Source organism: Micromonospora sp. URMC 103, assembly GCF_051386435.1.
Taxonomy (GTDB): Bacteria; Actinomycetota; Actinomycetes; order Mycobacteriales; family Micromonosporaceae; genus Micromonospora.
The window spans coordinates 1,920,311-1,936,305 of the sequence record NZ_JBPQTR010000005.1 but is presented as its reverse complement, the minus strand read 5'-3'; the positions used below and the strand labels follow the sequence as shown (position 1 = coordinate 1,936,305).

The 15,995-nt window shown below is 70.7% G+C and carries 15 protein-coding genes; 8 read left to right on the top strand and 7 right to left on the bottom strand.

The features are described 5' to 3' along the window. Positions 1 to 43: 43 nt before the first annotated feature. From ACSNOA_RS22150 to ACSNOA_RS22135, 4 genes are read left to right on the top strand one after another with little or no spacing between them, the layout of a single operon-like run. Entirely contained in the window at positions 44 to 1,960 is a 1,917-nt protein-coding gene (locus tag ACSNOA_RS22150) for an Hsp70 family protein (RefSeq protein ID WP_436661041.1), read from the top strand. Position 1,961: 1 nt separating this feature from the next. Beyond that, positions 1,962 to 2,792 (top strand): hypothetical protein, encoded by an 831-nt coding sequence (locus tag ACSNOA_RS22145; RefSeq protein WP_436661039.1) that lies wholly within the window; start codon positions 1,962 to 1,964, stop codon positions 2,790 to 2,792. After that, positions 2,762 to 4,051: an AfsR/SARP family transcriptional regulator gene (locus ACSNOA_RS22140; RefSeq protein WP_436661037.1), complete on the top strand. Its 1,290-nt coding sequence runs from the start codon at positions 2,762 to 2,764 to the stop codon at positions 4,049 to 4,051. The genes ACSNOA_RS22145 and ACSNOA_RS22140 overlap by 31 nt, the downstream gene beginning before the upstream one ends. Beyond that, the gene (locus ACSNOA_RS22135; protein WP_436661035.1) at positions 4,048 to 4,362 is read left to right on the top strand and encodes a hypothetical protein; all 315 of its coding nucleotides are present in this window, start codon (positions 4,048 to 4,050) and stop codon (positions 4,360 to 4,362) included. The genes ACSNOA_RS22140 and ACSNOA_RS22135 overlap by 4 nt, the downstream gene beginning before the upstream one ends. Before the next feature lie 92 nt (positions 4,363 to 4,454). Here ACSNOA_RS22135 and ACSNOA_RS22130 read toward each other — a convergent pair whose 3' ends face one another. Further along, positions 4,455 to 4,781: a GNAT family N-acetyltransferase gene (locus tag ACSNOA_RS22130; RefSeq protein WP_436661034.1), complete on the bottom strand. Its 327-nt coding sequence runs from the start codon at positions 4,779 to 4,781 to the stop codon at positions 4,455 to 4,457. A gap of 152 nt (positions 4,782 to 4,933) precedes the next feature. Here ACSNOA_RS22130 and ACSNOA_RS22125 point away from each other — a divergent pair, with 152 nt between their 5' ends. The 4 genes from ACSNOA_RS22125 (at position 4,934) to ACSNOA_RS22110 (ending at position 11,075) form a co-directional block, all read left to right on the top strand. Then, on the top strand, positions 4,934 to 5,407 hold the full coding sequence (locus tag ACSNOA_RS22125) for an N-acetyltransferase family protein (RefSeq protein WP_436661033.1): 474 nt from the start codon (positions 4,934 to 4,936) through the stop codon (positions 5,405 to 5,407). Between the two features lie 665 nt (positions 5,408 to 6,072). Further along, positions 6,073 to 6,177 (top strand): YxiG-like protein, encoded by a 105-nt coding sequence (locus ACSNOA_RS22120; protein ID WP_436661032.1) that lies wholly within the window; start codon positions 6,073 to 6,075, stop codon positions 6,175 to 6,177. Between the two features lie 717 nt (positions 6,178 to 6,894). Next, the gene (locus ACSNOA_RS22115) at positions 6,895 to 10,083 is read left to right on the top strand and encodes a BTAD domain-containing putative transcriptional regulator (RefSeq protein WP_436661031.1); all 3,189 of its coding nucleotides are present in this window, start codon (positions 6,895 to 6,897) and stop codon (positions 10,081 to 10,083) included. Continuing rightward, positions 10,080 to 11,075, top strand: a complete 996-nt coding sequence (locus ACSNOA_RS22110; protein WP_436661030.1) for a DUF2637 domain-containing protein — start codon at positions 10,080 to 10,082, stop codon at positions 11,073 to 11,075. The genes ACSNOA_RS22115 and ACSNOA_RS22110 overlap by 4 nt, the downstream gene beginning before the upstream one ends. Before the next feature lie 423 nt (positions 11,076 to 11,498). On the opposite strand, the gene ACSNOA_RS22105 is transcribed toward ACSNOA_RS22110, so the two are convergent. The 6 genes from ACSNOA_RS22105 to ACSNOA_RS22080 form a co-directional block, all read right to left on the bottom strand. Next, the gene (locus ACSNOA_RS22105) at positions 11,499 to 11,630 is read right to left on the bottom strand and encodes a hypothetical protein (protein WP_436661029.1); all 132 of its coding nucleotides are present in this window, start codon (positions 11,628 to 11,630) and stop codon (positions 11,499 to 11,501) included. Next, the gene (locus ACSNOA_RS22100; RefSeq protein ID WP_436661028.1) at positions 11,606 to 12,451 is read right to left on the bottom strand and encodes a hypothetical protein; all 846 of its coding nucleotides are present in this window, start codon (positions 12,449 to 12,451) and stop codon (positions 11,606 to 11,608) included. The genes ACSNOA_RS22105 and ACSNOA_RS22100 overlap by 25 nt, the downstream gene beginning before the upstream one ends. 624 nt (positions 12,452 to 13,075) lie before the next feature. Further along, a complete protein-coding gene (locus ACSNOA_RS22095; protein ID WP_436661027.1) occupies positions 13,076 to 13,888 on the bottom strand; it encodes a hypothetical protein in 813 nt (270 codons plus the stop codon). Continuing rightward, the gene (locus ACSNOA_RS22090) at positions 13,885 to 14,475 is read right to left on the bottom strand and encodes a hypothetical protein (RefSeq protein ID WP_436661026.1); all 591 of its coding nucleotides are present in this window, start codon (positions 14,473 to 14,475) and stop codon (positions 13,885 to 13,887) included. Before ACSNOA_RS22090 ends, ACSNOA_RS22095 begins: the two co-directional genes overlap by 4 nt. Before the next feature lie 79 nt (positions 14,476 to 14,554). After that, a complete protein-coding gene (locus tag ACSNOA_RS22085) occupies positions 14,555 to 14,968 on the bottom strand; it encodes a hypothetical protein (protein WP_436661025.1) in 414 nt (137 codons plus the stop codon). Then, a complete protein-coding gene (locus ACSNOA_RS22080) occupies positions 14,961 to 15,983 on the bottom strand; it encodes a DUF4192 domain-containing protein (RefSeq protein ID WP_436661023.1) in 1,023 nt (340 codons plus the stop codon). Before ACSNOA_RS22080 ends, ACSNOA_RS22085 begins: the two co-directional genes overlap by 8 nt. Positions 15,984 to 15,995 lie beyond the last annotated feature (12 nt).

The following is a 15,995-nucleotide window of genomic DNA, read 5'->3' as shown; positions in this document are numbered from 1 at the left end:
CGGCGGGCTGACGTGACCGTGACAGTCATGTTTGACTATGTCTATGCGAGCGGGGGAGGCGCGGCTGGCGATCGACTGCGGCACCACGAACACCGTCGCCGTCCTCGCCTGGCCGGACGGCAGTTCGTCGGCCCTGTCGTTCGACGGGCTGCCGCACCTGCCCAGCGCCGTCCACGTGGCCGACGACGGTGAGATGTGGACGGGCCGGCAGGCGTGGCAGGCCGCCACTGACCAGCCGAACCGCTTCATCCCGAGCCCTCGCCAGCCAACCGATGACCACCTTACGGTCGACGGAATCCCTACCGATCGGGCTGACCTCGTCGCGGCGACCCTACGGCGGGTGGCTGGAGAGGCCGAGCGTGTGGCCGGCGGCCCGGTGCGGGATGTGCGGTTGGTGGTGCCAGCCGGCTGGGGGCCACGACGGCGGACCTGGATACGGCAGGTCGCGCACCGGGCGGGGCTGCCGCAGCCGCGCCTGGTGGAGGCCCCGGTCGCCGTCGCCGAGCACCTCCTGGCCACCGGTATGCAGGTGCCGGTAGGGGCGTTCCTCGCCGTGTGCGACGTCGGCGCGGGCGCCGAGGTCACCGTTCTGCGCCGCGGGCCCGCCGGCTTCGAGGTTCTTTCCACGCTGTCCGATCCGGACGCCGGCGGTACTGCCATCGACCACGCGCTCGTCACCGCCCTCACCAGCGACAACACCTTCGCGGGCGCGGACGACGGGGCGGCGCGGTGGACGGTGACCGCCAGCGCCCAAGCCGCCAAGGAGGCGCTGGCCCATCACCCGGCCGTCACCGTGCCGCTTCCCGACCGGCCACCCACCATCATGAACGGCGCCATGCTCGAGGAAGCCGCCCTCCCGGCCCTGCAACGCGCGGCACAGTTGACCAGCGACGCGATCACTGCCGCCGAAATCAGCACCAGCGACCTCGCCGGCATCTACTGTGTCGGCGGCACCGCCCACCTGCCGCAGCTCGAAAAGATCATCGCGGAGCACACCGGCGTCGCCCCGACCGTGCTCACTGAGCCGACGCTCGCCGCCGTCAGGGGCGCCGCGGACGCCGGCGCCGCCAACCTCACCGCCGGGAACGTGGAGGTGCCGGTGCCGCCGGTGCGCCGGGCCGTGGCCATCGCGGTACCCGGCTTCGCGTCCCTGGCCCTGATCTGGCAGTGCTTCATGACCGCCGAGTACCACGGCGGCAGCCGCGACCTGCAAACCGTGCACTACTCGGTGGGCTTGAACTGGGGCGAGATCACCATGGCCGCCGTGTTCGCCTTACTGGCATGCCTCGGCGCGGGAACCATCCTCGGCTCCCTCATCGCCGCCCACAGCCCCACACCCGGCACCAGAACCGAAGGCGGAAGAGTCAGCATCGGCATCCTCGCCGCCGTCTCCCTCGGCACCGCGATCGCCGGCCTCTACGCAGTCGTCGCCAGCCAATACTTCGGCCTCCCCGTGGGCGGGTTCCTGAAGTGGGCGCTGTGGCCGATCGCCCCGATCGTGTTGATGGCCGTGGCCATGGCGGTGGTCGCCGCCCGGCAATGGCGTGCCCCGCACGGCGGCTGGTCCGCGCTCCTGGCGGTACCGACCGGCTCGGTCGTCACCGCCGCCGTCGGCATGGCATTGATCCAGTACTCCCTGACCGCCGACCGGTGGCCCGAAATGGTGCTGTGGATCGACACCGCCGGCCGCGTCGGTGGACTGCTCCTCGGCATCGGGGTGGTCATGGCGCTGGTGTCGCCGCTGATGTTCCGCCTCATCCTCGCCGCGCCCCTGGCCGTGATCACCGCCGCGATCGTCAGCCAGCAGGCCGCCGGCATCCTCGGCGTCATCTACGCCTTGGCGGTCGCGGTCTGGTGGGCGGCCCGACTGTGGACCCGCATCCTCCGTCCCACCACTGCCGCGCCTGCCGCGCCGCGAGCAGGGCTGCCCGCCGCATCCCCACCCGGCGGAGGTGGGTGAGATGCGGTGGCCGCGACAACTGATGTCGCTGCTGCTCGTCCTCAGCCTCCTCGTCGGCCCACCCCTGGTGCTGCTGTCCCTGACCGGCCCACCCATTCACGGATGGCCGACCGCGAAGCAGGCGCGCGCGTGGATCGAACAGCCACTGACCGAACAAACCCTCACCGCCGCACTGACCATCGCCGCCTGGCTGATATGGCTCGCGCTCACCTACACCGTCACCCTCCGGACCCTCACCCGCATCCGCACCACCGCACGCTGGCTGCGGCACCTGCCCCTGCCCACACCCCTGCAGGCCACCGCGACCGGGATGGCCGGCGCCGCGGTGCTCGGCGTCAGCGCCAACGCCGCGACCACACCGCCGCCGCAAGCGCCGCACCCAGTGGCGGCGGGAGCCGCCGACGATCCCAGCAGCACCACGACATATGACGACGGCAGCGCCCTGACCGACGACGGATCCTCGTACCCGGCGGATGGCTGCCGCGTGAGGTCGCCGAGCAGGTCGCCGCCGCCGCAACCCTGGTCTGGCTGCGCCGCCGCCGCGCCTACCAGCCCCGCCCACCCGGCCCGCCGGGCCGCGAGGACCCGGACCTGGCGCCGCTGCCCACGACCGCCGCCGCCGTGCAAGCTGCCCTCGCCGACGCCCCCACCCCCGCGGCCGCGCCGACACCCGCGACCGGCGTACCCGCCGTCGTCGGCTCCCTTCCGCCTACCGGCGTTGGACTCACCGGGCCGGGCGCGCTGGCCGCAGGACGCGGCCTTCTGGTCACCGGGCTGCTCGCCGGGCAACGCCACCCGGCGGTGTCACTCGTCATCACCGGGACGGCCCTGACCAAACTGCTCGGCCCTCACGCCCTGATGCTTGGGCAGCGACTGCCGCAGCTGAGGATCGTGGACAACCTCGACGAAGCAGCGCAGCTCGTCGAATCCGCACGCGGGTCGGCTCAGGTGCACGACGAATCCGACCAACGCCAGGGTACGGGCATCGTCACCAGCCAACCGACGGTCGCTCTTCTGGTCGAGGAAGACTGCGACGGACGCGATCTGGCCCTGTTTACGGAGGCGATGACCGCAGGGACCGGAAAGGTTGTCGTACTCGGTCGCTGGTCGCCCGGGCCGATATGGCATGCCGACCCGGCAGGCCACCTGTACGACCCGCGCCGCCCCGACTGGTCCGGGCCGCGCTGGTGCATCCTCGACGAGGTCGCGGCCACCGACCTGCTCACCGTGATCGCCCAACCCGACCCGGCACCACCTGACGACGCTTCACCGACCTTCCCCTCCCACCGTCCCGCGACGCCTGAGCGTCGGCTGCCACGGCAGGCCACCCGCAATGCCCGCCACATCCGACCCGGCACGCCCGGCCGGCGACTGGAGCTGCGTGTGCTCGGCGAGCCGACACTGCTCGTCGACGGTCAACCCCTGACCATCCGACGTACCGCCGCCGTCGAGGTCCTCGTCCTCCTCGCCGCCCACCCCGACGGCGCCGACACCCGGCAGCTCATCGACGCCATCTGGCCGGGACCGCCGCGGCACTCCCTCACCGGCCGGCTCTACACCACCCTCAGCGAACTACGCGCCACCATCCGAACCGCATCCGGGCTGAACGTCATCGACCACACCGACGAGCGCTACCGCCTCAACCCGAACCACCTCGACGTCGACCTGTGGCGCCTACTCGACGCGGTCCAGAACGCGGCCACCGCCGTCACCCACACCACGATCGCTTGGAAAGCCGTCATCGACGCCTACCCCGACGAACTCGCCGCCGGACGCGCCTGGCCTTGGCTCAACCCGATCCGGGAAACCGTGCGCCGGCACGTCATCGACGCCCACGTGGCCCTCGCCGACGCCGCCCCCGACATCCAACGCACCCTCATGCTGCTGCAGGCCGCCATCCGTATCGACCCCTACAACTCGGACCTGAACACTCGCGCCGTGAACGCCCTCGCCGCTGCCGGCGAGCATGCCGCGGCGAACAAGCTTCGCGACGGCTACGCCCGCCGCCTCAACGAGGCGGGCCTGCATATGGAAGACGGCCGCGGCCCGACAGCCACGAACATGAGCGGCGCTACGGCCTCTCGAAGGTGACGCCGATCGTCGGGGCGCCCTTCACAGGCGCCGTTCCACCAAGGTTGCTGCGGCGCCCGTCCGAGACTCTCCGCACGGATGCCGACGTCACCGTGGCCAACCCGCTCCTGCGCCGAACGGCAGCTTTCCAAGCTGACAGTGCCGGTTCGATTCCCGTCACCCGCTCCACGCGAAAGGCCCTGATCAGGACGCGAGTCCCGTCCGCCGAACGCAAACCTCGTATTGAGGCACTGTTCGCTTCCCGGGAGGTCGAGGCCGCGCTCGATTTGCTGCACCTCACGGACATGGCGTGGCACGACCTGTTTCATTGACCTGCGACGGTGGCCCGGCCGGATCCGGACCGCCGAGTACGCGCCTAAACCATTGTCAATGGTCGCTGAGATTGCATGACTTTTGCGGCAAGTCAATGGCGGCGTTCCCAGATCACCTCGACCCCAGTATCCCCCGGCGCCTCAGGTTCCCGGTGCACGCGCTCCACCTCCGTGAACCCCGCCTTCGCCGCGACCGCGCCCGACGCCGGATTGGCCGCGTCGTGCCTGATGGCCACCCTGTCGACGCCGGGCAGGGTCAGCGCCACGCTCGTCAGTGCCCTTACCGCGCCAGTCGCATACCCGCGCCTGGTCTGCCCGCTGTGGATCCAGTAGCCGATCTCCAGGGTTCCCGCACCCATCCGGGTCATGAGCCCGCAGGAGCCGGACAGGTCGCCGGCCGCCTCCCCGGACGGGGCCAAGGTCGTTCGTCCGGTAGGGCGCTCCACCTTGTCCCCCGTCCGGGGAGGCTGGACGGTCTACGACTGCCCGACGAGGAGATCCGCCTACACCGCGCGGTGCCTCCCGTCAAACAGCTTGCATCCCAGCGCAGTCGACGGAAACCATGGCCCACATGCCGATCATGGTTCGCTCCCTGGTACCCGACGACTGGCCCGGACTATGGCCGATGTTGAAGGACATGGGCGTGAACGGTGATCACCCCGATGCCCAACGCGAGCGGTACCTCAACCTGGTCGCGGACCCCCGATGGGTCATCCTGGGCGCCGACGCAAACGGCGAACTGGCGGGATATGCGGCCGTCCAGGATTACGGTCCGCACCTTCGATCAGGCAACGATCACCGGGTTGCCAGACTGCACGATCTCTACGTCCGCCCCGACCTTCGCTTCGGTGGGGTGGGGCGCGCCCTGATGACGGCGGTATCGCAGTGGGCAAGGCAGCGCGTGCGGTATCTGGAATGGCAGGCTCACCGCGAACGCGCCGTGCCCTTCTACGAACGCCTCGGGTACAAGGGCGACCCATGTCCTCAGCCCGACTACCCCACGTTCGAGATTGACTTCCGATCGACGTCCGGCTCGGCCGATTGAGCGCGCTCTTCCAACTGACGCACCGTGCCGTCCGTCCCGCAGTCCGCATCTAGTCCGCAAGAGGCCGACCGGCAGCTGGGGAGTGATGGGAGATGTCGCGAGGTGTTCCCGCTGCTAGACGCCCATCTGCCCGGGTCGGCTGGGCCGGCATTTTGATCTCGTAATGCGTAGGTCACCGTGCCATCCACGTGCCAGTAGCCGGTACCCCGGACGGTCACCAGAACTGGCGCTCCGGCCCAGCTCCGGAAGGCCGGTTAGTTGTAAAGCCAGAGGGCGGTACAGCCGAAGCACAGCGCCAGCAGAACCGCTGAAGCGAGCAGCAGCACGAGTAGCGTCAGCGGTTCACTGCGCGCCGTCGGCGCAGACTTCGGCGGCGGGCTGCCGGCGGCGGGCTCGGAGTCGGGCACGTCTGATCATGTCAGACCTAACCGGATGGCTCCACAGCCATCCGTACAGCCAAGCCTTTCCGCCGACACCGACGCTGCCCGACAGCGGCGGACGAACTGATCAGGTGTGCGGTGGCCCGACCAGTCATCCGCGATCTTCTTCTAATCCCAAGGCCGGCGGCGCGCCTGATAGAACAAGCGGAGTGGAGATCGCCGAGTTGCGCCGATCGCTGGACGACGTGTTCGACCAGGCCGTGGTGTACCACGTACACCAACTACATGCGCGACTACGAGGTCATCGTCTACGTGACCGCCGACCCGAGGACCGGCATCCAGCCAGCACACCTCCGATACCTTTTCAAGCACTGCGTGAGGCCGAGGTGAGGACCGCCCTGGGCCCTGACACCTGGCGCAAGTCGTTGGATGAGCGGCTGACGGACCCGGAGATCGGGCCGGATCTCGACGGCTACGTGTGGGCAGTGAGATGGCAATCGCTTTACCCGCCAGCGCAGCTGGTTGCCGATTCCCGGCACGCCCAAGGATGGGCCGAGCAAGTTGGGATCGACTCCACGAGGCCCGCATCGCGAGGAACGGACACAACCTCAACCTCATCTTCAGGGAGCTAGAGGTGACAGAGCTACCCATCGGCTACGCGCCCTACCTAATTGCCGACGACAAGTAGGGCGCCCGCGTGTGAGTGGCGGCCGAGGGGAGCAACCCAGCGTGCCATTAGCCTGCCTTTGGGCGAGGACAGTCGGGGCCAACCGAGGCCACGAGAGACCGCCGTGACCGGGCCACCACGCCAGTACCAGGCAGAGATCGACAATTCCACAGCTGACGTCTCCGCCCGCTCATGCGCCTCGCGTCCTCCGATGACCGATCACTGGACCGCGTGGGGGACAGGCAACAGGTGGTCTGCGCTCTCGTGCGGCCACCGGTCATCGCGCTGAGCAGCGAGAGTGAGGTCGTGTAAGGCCGTGTGAGGTCTTGTCAGAACACACCGCACCCCGCCGCCGCCTCCGCCGTCATAGCTTCACGGCACTGCCCGCCTCGTAGCCACGGCGAAGCCCAGCGCCGGGGCCAAAAATGAACGGAGGCCAGGTGAGCTCTCGAACCGTCCGCGCCTTCGCCGTCGCTACGAGCCTCCTGTCCACCGCCGCCGTGCCCGTCATAGTCGCCAGGGGCACGCGGGCGCCGGCGCTTCCCGCACTGGATGCCGTTCGGCGGTGGATTTCCCAACCCTGGAGCACTGGTTTCGTCACGGCCCTCGCCGCCGTCGCGGCACTGGCCTTGTGGCTGCTGCTGGCCACCGCCCTGTTCACCCACGTCTACCGCGCACTGGCACGTCGGATGCTTTGGCGTACCCCGGTTCGCCTACCCGGCCCGATCCAGAGCCTGACGGCGGCGCTGCTCGGCGCGACCGCCGTCACCACCGTCGCGGGCGCTACCGCTCACGCCGACCAGGCCACCACGAGCGGCAGTGATCTGCCGCCCGCTGAACCGTCCACCGCAACGCTCATCCCAAGGGTCAGCGACGACGCCAATCCTCCATCGGCTGAGCCGGCGCCTACCTACACCGTGCGCCGCGGCGACACCCTCTGCCGCATCGCCGCGCGCACACTCGGCGACGCCGACCGATGGCCGGAAATCTACGCCCTCAACCGCGGCAGCCACTTCCCGCAGGTCGGTGGCACCCTACGCGACCCGAACCTCATCTACCCCGGCTGGACCCTCGACCTGCCCACCGACGCGACCCCACCCGACCGCCAACCGGCCGATCCACCCCAGCGGCACCAGGGACCCCGGACTGATCCAGGCCCCCGCCCGTCCACTCCCTCCACGGCCCCCGAACCCACAGGCGGTGCCACAGCGACGGCGGCGGCATCGGCAAGCCCCACGATCGCGTCCCCGGCGCCTCCCGACGCCGGGCCATCCGCGACCCGCCCGGGCAGTGCCGCCGCTGCACCGCCTACCGCCAGCGCACCGTCCATGTCACACGCGCCAACCTCCTCACCGTCAGCCGGCGACCCCGCGCCGACACGCCGTCCAACCGGGCAGCCGAACCAGCCCTACGGCATCCTGCTGCCCAGCGGCAGCTGGCTCGACCTGGGACTCGCCGCGGCGATCACCGCCGCCGTCGCGCTGGTCTGGGCCCACCGGCGCCGCCGCTACACCCGGCGCCCGCCATCGCCGAACCTGCGTCTCGACGACCCGGACCTTGCGCCGATGCCGTCCGTGGTCAACCAGATCCGCCGCTGGCTACGCCGTGCCGGACAGGCCGGACCCGACACCGCCAAACCCGGCGACGCCGGACCCGACCTGCTCGACTACCCGCACGCCCGCGACGTGCCCGACCTGGGCCACCGCGACGCCGGCGTTACCGACGCGAATCTGTCCGGCGGCGGCACGGCACACGAACCCTTCACGGGCTACGTCGAGGGTGCGGATGACGACCTCGATGGCGGCGACGAACAGTCACCAGCCAGGCGCCGCCACCAGGAGCCCGACCTCGCCGCACCAACCGGGCCCCGCCCGGTCGTGCCGTCGCTGACGCACCCGCTGGCCGTGGCATGGCCACCGGCGGGCCTCGGACTGACCGGCCCCGGCGCAGACGCCGCCGCCCGCGGATTCCTCGCCGCGGCACTCGCCGCCGGCGGCCCCCACGCATCAGACGAGCGCACCTGGGTGATCATGCCGTCGACGATCGCGGTGACCCTGCTCGGCGCAGACGCCACTGCGCTGCCCGACACCCCCCGGCTGACAGTGACCGCCAGTCTGGACGAAGCCCTTGACCTCCTGGATACGCAGACACTGCGCCGCAGCCGCCTCGTCTACGCCCACGAAGTCGACACCGTGGCCAACCTCCGCGCCGCCGACTCCAAGACCGGCCCGCTGCCACCGATCCTGCTGCTCGCCGACGCCTCCGCCCGCCGTCAGCGCACCCGCATCGCCGCGCTGCTCGCCCAAGGCCAGCGCCTCGACATCCACGGCGTGCTGCTCGGCGCCTGGCCCGACGGCGACACCATCACCGTCAGCGACGACGGCACGACGACACCCGGCGACAGTGACGCCGCCCGGCACGGCAGGCACCCGGCCGACATCGAGCGACTGGCCATCCTCACTCCGGCCGAAACCCGCGATCTGCTCGGTACCCTCGCCGAATCGCACACAGGTCAGCCACAGACGCCTCCCTTCGTTGAATCCGCCGGAACAGCCGAGTACCACGCGCGACCAGACGCGTCAGCCGCACGGGTCGCTAGCCCGTCGACAACCGAGGCTGCCGGCGGGCCGGCCAACCCGCAGCCGGGACCTGCCGGCGTATCACCCGAGTTGATCGTCGCCGAGGACTGCGACCGCAACGCGCCGCTGGACAGTGAGCCAGCGGAAGCCGACGCGTCAACCCCGCTAAACGCGGACGGCCAGCACCACCAGCTCAGCGAACCGAAGCCCACCGCTACCGGTACGGGTACAGAGGAAACGTCCGAGGCGGACGGCCACGAGCACGCAGGCAGGGTGCAGGTAAACGTTCTCGGCCCACCGGAGATCGCCGGCGCCGGCCCGCGGCCCACGCTACGCAAGAAATCCCTCGAGGTGCTGGTGTACCTGGCAGTGCACGACGGCGAAGCCCGCGCCGAGGCCATCCTCGACGACCTGCTGCCCGACGCCCCCGCCAGCAAAGCACCCGGGCGGCTGTACACGTACGTGTCTGACTTGCGCGCCGTCATGCGCCGCATCGGCGGCCCAGGTACCTACCTCACCCACCCCAACCAGCGGTACGCGCTCAACCACGACCGGGTGGACGTCGACCTGTGGCGCATGCGCGCCGCCATCCGCGACGCCGACCACGCCACCACCCCACAAGCGCGTGTCGCCGCGCTGCGGCGCGCCGTCGACGCCTACCGCGGCCACCTCGCCGACGACGCCACCTACGAGTGGATCGAACCGTACCGGGAAGCAGTACGCCAACAGGCCCTCGACGCCCATCTGGCCCTCGTCGACGCTCTCGCTGACGACCCCGCCGAACAGCTCACCGTCCTGGACCCGGCAATACGCCACAACCCATACGCGGAAGAGCTGTACCAGCAAGCCATGCGCGCCCGGGCCGCGCTCGGACACCTCGACGCCATCCGGGGCCTGCGCCGGGCGCTGACCCGCGCCCTCGCCGAGATCGACGCCGAACCCAGCGACGCCACCATCGCATTGGCCGAGGAACTCATCGCCGAGGTGCAGCGGCCGAACAGCCCCCATCCGCGGCCGGTGCCGCGGCCCAGCGACGGAGCTGCATCATGACCGGCACACCGCCCGCCTCCACCGGCACCGGCACCGGTCAGGCCTCGGTCAGTCGAGCCGAACCCGTACAGCTGCGGCGGCTGCGGTGGGCGGTGCGTGCCGTACTCACGCTCGGCGTGGCTGCCTCCATCGCGGCGAACGTCCTGCACGCCCGGCCACACCCGGTCAGCCAGATCATCGCCGCCTGGCCGCCACTGGCCCTGCTCCTTACCGTCGAGCTGATCTCCCGGGTGCCCTCCCACCGCCGGACACTGGCCGCGCTGCGGATGCTGGCCACTGCCGCGATCGCCAGCATCGCCGCATGGGTGAGTTACTGGCATATGGCTGGCGTTGCCGCTCGCTACGGCGAAACCGACGCCGCCGCCTCGTACCTGCTACCCCTGTCTGTTGACGGTCTCGTCGTGGTCGCCAGCATCAGCCTCGTCGAAATCGCCGGACGTATCCGTGACTTCGGCCCGTCACCCGGCGCCCTCACGCGAACCAGCCACGACCAGCCGCCCCTGACCGGCCCAGTTCCGACCGCGGGATGGCGGCCCGCCGGACCCCCGGCCACGCCGACAGTTCCGCTCACCGCATCTACGCGAGTCGGGCAGGTGCAGCAAACAGCTGGTACGAAGGGCCAGGCCAGCGTGCGGCCGAACACCGACGCCGGCAGTCGGGGCCATGGAACCACGGCAGTTGCTGGCGGCAAGGCACCTCGCTCACCAGCCGCACAGGGCGAGGGGCACGTGGCGGGGCGGACACGCAAGGCCGAGGACGATGCGGACAACGAAGGCAGCCCCGACGGCGCCCTGGACGACGGCATCGAGGTGCCCGCCAAGACGCCGGCAGCCGTCGCCTACTGGTACGGGCGTGACCCGTCGCTGCATCCGGCGCAGATCGCCGCCCGGATAGGCCGCTCCGAACGCACCGTGCGCCGGTACTGGCCCCCGCCGCGCGCCCACAACGCACACGAGGCAAACCGCGTCACCGATGAGCTCCACGCCTCGTAACTGCGCCCGTCACTAATCACGGCTCCAAGCACCGGACATCGCGCACGAAAAGAGGACGCGTCTTCTCACTCAGCGAGCCTAATCCTCCGCTCGACGACGAGGCGTTCATTGCTCGAGTGTCGCCGCAGGCCACGTTCGTCGTACCACTGCGCCGCACACGACGGGGTCGAAGCGGCGCTGCGACCGGAGACCGGACGGAGGTCGCAGTAGCCACTCGCTGCGGTGCCCAGCGAGTGGCTACTGGCGGGGGGCGATGGCCACAGGGCGAGCCGAGGTTGCAGCCCACCTTCCAGGGACAACAGCCCGCGGTGGTTAGGCCAGGGCTCGTTGGAGCCGGACCTGGTCGTGACCGTAGTGTCCGAGTTTGACACCGGCACCAGACAAGCGCAGCGGAGCGCGGGGTACGCGGGGATGCGGTGTGGTCTATCGGGCGAGGATGGAGACGGCCTCGCCGAGCAGCAGCGGCGCCCCGTCGGGCCCCTTGCTGTAGGAGTTGATCCAGATGCGATACGGCCGGCCGTTGGCGTCGGTCAGGCGCCGCCAGTGCCCACGCACGACGCACCGCACCCGGTAGTGCCATTTCGCCTCATGCCTGTGGGCTCGCTGACGGGTTTCGTTCGGCGCAGCATGACTACGCGGGTGTCGTGGCGCAGGCTGGCCCGCAGGGCCCGGTGGCGGACGGGCCGATCGAGGGGCGGGTTGGCGACGGTGGCGATGGGTTGCTCCTGGATGCGCCAGAAGGCGTAGAGAACCGCGGCGACTGCTCGCATCCGTAGCGCGGATTCGTCAATGCAGAACCGGTCGTCGGGCGCAGATTCCCAGTCGTGGTCCAGGTGCTCGTGCGGCTCGCCCGGGGTGAGTATGGGGATTCCGATGGGGATCCGGGCGAAGGAGTGCAGCACGTATGGGCCGAGCTGGGCGGCGAGTTCCGGTGCTTTGGCCAGTTGCCGGCGGCGGCGGGCGGCGGCGGGGTCGAGTGGATCGTCGCGGTCGGCCCAGCCAGTGATCCACCAGCCGGTGCGCCCGCTGTGACGGTTGTGGAACTTGGCCCAGGCGATCGCGCCTATGGAGGTGATCTGGCCGTGGATACCGCGCTCGTAGATGGGTTCGGGCAGGAACAGCACGCCGGCGTCGCTGGGGGCGACGTCGTTGCCGACGGCGTCGCCGGTGAGGTCGAGGGCCTGCGCGGCGGCGGCGATGACCGCCGTCATGGCGGGGGCGAGGATGAAGGGCTCGCCGTCCTGCCACGGCTGGTGGGCGACGCGGCTGAACGCGTCCAGCGCGCCGGCCTGCGCGGCGGGATCGTGATTGAGGTGGGTTTCGAGGAACGCCTTCAGGTACTGCTGGGCGAACCGGCCCCGGGAGTACTCGGGCATGCGCAGGCGCAGGTCGACCGCTGCACGGGCATACCGGCGAGAGTGTTCTCGGCGCGGAAACTCAACGCTTCCTCCTGATAGCGGTGGAGTTTGGGGGACCGACAGGCGGCGGTTGTCGGGGATTTGGCTGGCCTGGCTTCAGGCGGCTTGCGGCGCCGGCATGCCGTGCTGCCGTGTTGCTGGCGGCTGGGTGGGTCGGAACCAGCGGGTGAATTGCTTGGCCGGCGCGACGACGGCGGCTCGGCCGTAGGCGCGCTGGGTGGGTTGGGTGGCGGCTGCGCGGGCGCGGTGCGCGTCGCGTGCCGGCGGGCACGGGTATGCCTCGCGGGCGCAACGCAGATTGGAGCAGCGGCTGGGCGCGGCTGGGTCGGGTCGGTGAGCGGCGGCGACATCGGCGGCGAGGAGCCACAGCAGGACGTCGGTGACGGCACCTGGTATCGGACGGCGGTGGGGCTTCATGTGCTGCCTCCGCAGTGGACGGTGTGGGTTGGGTGGCCGCCACCCCGGCCAGCGGGTGGGGATGCCGCTGTCGGGTTCGCCGGGGTGGCGGCCGTGAGCAGTGACGCTCGACTTCGCGCCCCGATCAAGTCGTCGCACTACCCGGCCGGGCTGGCGATGTGAGCGTCAGTCGTCGCGATGGATGAGGAAGCAGTCGGGTACGGCGGGGTCGTCGTGGCGGTAGTCCTTGAGCCGGCTGTCGTAGTGGGCGGGCTGCCCGCACTGCCGGCAGCGCAGGGGCGCAGACTGCTCAAGGTCCTCGCCATTTGAGCCTGTTGTGCTGATGTGGTCGTGCGCGGCGAAGGTGCACGCCCCGTGGGTACAGAACGGGCGCCCTGGGGTACGCAGCCGGGCGACGACCAGGCCTTGCACCGCCGTGATGAGGGCCATGCTGTCCTCGGTGCCGTCGTAGGGCACTCCGGCGGCGATGAGGTAGTCGTTGGCGTCGAGGTATCGGTGCAGATCGACGAACGACCCGATCCCCGCGGGCACGATGCCTTCGCTGATGTCGTCATCGATGGCGGCGAGGATCTGGTCGGCGAAGCTTCGCACCTGCTCGGCCCGGTTCTCGCCGGATGGTTGCTGGGCGTGGTGGGCGAGCCAGATGCGGGTCAGCGCCCGCAGGTGGCTGATGTCGGTGGCGCGTTGGGCGGTGAGGGTGTCGAGGCGGGGTCCGTGGGCCTGTAGCACGCCGGTGGGGTTGAGCGTGGGCGCCGGTTCGTCGGGCCCTGCGGCGAGGACGCGGTGGATGTCGGCCAGGTGCGCGGTGATCGTCTCGGCGCACCGGGTGAGTTCGGCTTCGGTGGCGTTAAGGGTGTGGCACGTGTGAGTGAGCGCGGTGGCGAGCATTCCGAGGGGGCCGCCTTGTTGGTGGGCGGCGGTCAGGGAGTCGTCGGTGATGTCGTGGCCGGTGTACTTGCGCACGAGATGCAGCGTCACGGGATTGTCCTCTCGTGGGTGCCTGCCGCTGGGGTTTCGGAGTGCGGTGGGGGCGGCGCGGGTGTCAGAGCCGCGTCTGACGGTTCGGTGGCGTCGGGGTCGAGTTCGCCGGGGTCCGCGTCCTCGTGTTCGCTGCCGTCCCACTCGAAGCGGACCTCGAGGTCCGCATTGGTGACGGCGTCCTCGATGGCGGCTTCGGCGGTGTCGAAGGCGTCCTCGGGGCTGGTGGCGGTGACCTCGATGAGGACGGGCAGGGTGAGGCGGACCTGCCAGCGGCGCGGCAGCCCGGGCAGGTCGATGGTGTCCAGGATCCGGTTGGCCAGATCGATGTCGATGCCGTGTTGCCGGACAGCGTCGCGTATGGCGTTCCACATCCGGCGCCGGAGCTCCACCACCGTCTCGGTGGGTGCGACGGTCTGCGGCTGCGGGGTGGGCTGGCGGTCGCGAAGGTAGGCGTGGATTTGGGCGGTGGTGTGGGTAAGCCATCCGCAGGGAGCGGGCTTGTCGGGGTGGTAGGCGTTCCAGGCGGCCTGAAGGACGGACTCCAGGCATGAGGGCGGCGGCGGGGTCGCCGTCGGCTCGGTCATCGGGCTCTCCTCGCTCAAAGGGATGTGGGAGGCGGCCCCTCGCCGCCGGAGACCGGACGGCGAGGGGCTCAAGCCGTGGTCAGGGCGTCGAGTCGGGAGCGTCGTCGGTGTGACCGACGGGTGCAGCGCTGCCGGATGGCGCGACGGTCACGAGTTCGCCGGTTCGGCTGAGGGCCTGGCAGGTGCGCCGCAGGGCCGCGGTGGCCTTGTCGTGCTGGGTGAGTGCGGCGGTGAGAGCGTCGGCGACCTCGAGATGCTCGCGCAGTGAATGCGTGGTGTTGTGGCGGTCGCCGTGGACGTCGCAGAGCAGGTCCGCCGCGTAGGTCAGGACGCTCATCTGCGCGCCGGTGGCGGCGATGGTGGCGGCGGCCGACAGCAGCGCGCAGATCTGCTCGGGCTGCTTCACGCAAGCTTCGGGGAACTGCTCCGGGTTGAGGTCGTAGCCCTGGCTGTTGAGTAGGTAGCGCAGGAGATCGAGGTTCTGGTCAGGCATCGGTGTCTCCGAGTAGCCGGTGGCGGAGTTGGTTGAGGTCGGGCCAGCCGTCGAGCACGGACGGCGGCAGCCCGGCCCGCAGGACCTGGTCGATGAGGTGGGCGAGGCTGTAGGTGGGGTTGGCCGCGAGGGCGCGGTCGAGGGCGACGGAGGCGAGGGCGCCGTCGCCGCGGCGCCAGGCGGCGAAGGCGAGCAGGGCGGCCGGTGGCGCGGCGAGGGTCGGGTCGGCGCGGCGGGTGATGTCGGCCCACATCGCGACGTGCCAGGGTTGCGAGTTGGTGGCCTGCCAGGCGGCGTCACGGATCTCGGTGACGGGGAGCAGGACGGTGAGCCAGGCGAGTTCGTCGTCGGTGAGGGTCCGCGCGTTGGCGTAGCGGGAGAGCGTGGTCCGCAGCATGTCCTCGCCCGCTCGGATGAGCGCGTTGCGGCTGGCGTCGCGGACGAGCGCGTGGCGGTGGGCTTTGGCGCGGGCGGTGGCGCGGGTGATCGCGGTGCGGGCGGGTCCGCTGGTGGGGGCGATGCTGGCGACGAGCGCGTCCCGGTCGGGTAGGGCGTGGCAGCCGGCGACGATGGCGTGCATGGTGATGTCGCTGCGGTGGGGTTCGAAGGGTGTCCCGTCGGTGGGGCAGCAGGCCGGGTTCTGGCAGAGGTAGGAGAAGTAGCGGCCGTCGGTGACCCGTAGTGCGTCGAACAGGTCGATTCCGGTGGCGGTCAGCCGGGGGTTGAGGGCGTCCATGACCGGGGTGATGGTGGCGGCGGGTCCGTAGCCGATGACGATGGCCCGGTCGGCGGCCGCTTGGCGGAGGGTGCGGATCTGTGAGGGGGTCAGCTCGTCGACCCATGCGGTGACGTCGTCGGGGTGGGGGAGGTCGGTGCGGGTGGCGACGGCGACGCGGGGGCCGGTGAGGCCGATGAGGACGAGGCTGTTGGTGGGGTGGAAGCCGAGCAGGTACGGCACGGCGGTGAGTAGGTCGGCGGGTGAGGTGATCGGCACCCGGTCGTGTGAGTGGTTCACGGTGTTCTCCGG

Coding starts and splice junctions, on each gene's coding strand:
- ACSNOA_RS22150 (WP_436661041.1), top strand. CDS start 44: ATGCGAGCGGGGGAGGCGCGGCTGGCGATCGACTGCGGCACCACGAAC.
- ACSNOA_RS22145 (WP_436661039.1), top strand. CDS start 1,962: ATGCGGTGGCCGCGACAACTGATGTCGCTGCTGCTCGTCCTCAGCCTC.
- ACSNOA_RS22125 (WP_436661033.1), top strand. CDS start 4,934: ATGCCGATCATGGTTCGCTCCCTGGTACCCGACGACTGGCCCGGACTA.
- ACSNOA_RS22120 (WP_436661032.1), top strand. CDS start 6,073: ATGCGCGACTACGAGGTCATCGTCTACGTGACCGCCGACCCGAGGACC.
- ACSNOA_RS22110 (WP_436661030.1), top strand. CDS start 10,080: ATGACCGGCACACCGCCCGCCTCCACCGGCACCGGCACCGGTCAGGCC.
- ACSNOA_RS22100 (WP_436661028.1), bottom strand. CDS start 12,451: ATGCCCGAGTACTCCCGGGGCCGGTTCGCCCAGCAGTACCTGAAGGCG.
- ACSNOA_RS22090 (WP_436661026.1), bottom strand. CDS start 14,475: ATGACCGAGCCGACGGCGACCCCGCCGCCGCCCTCATGCCTGGAGTCC.
- ACSNOA_RS22085 (WP_436661025.1), bottom strand. CDS start 14,968: ATGCCTGACCAGAACCTCGATCTCCTGCGCTACCTACTCAACAGCCAG.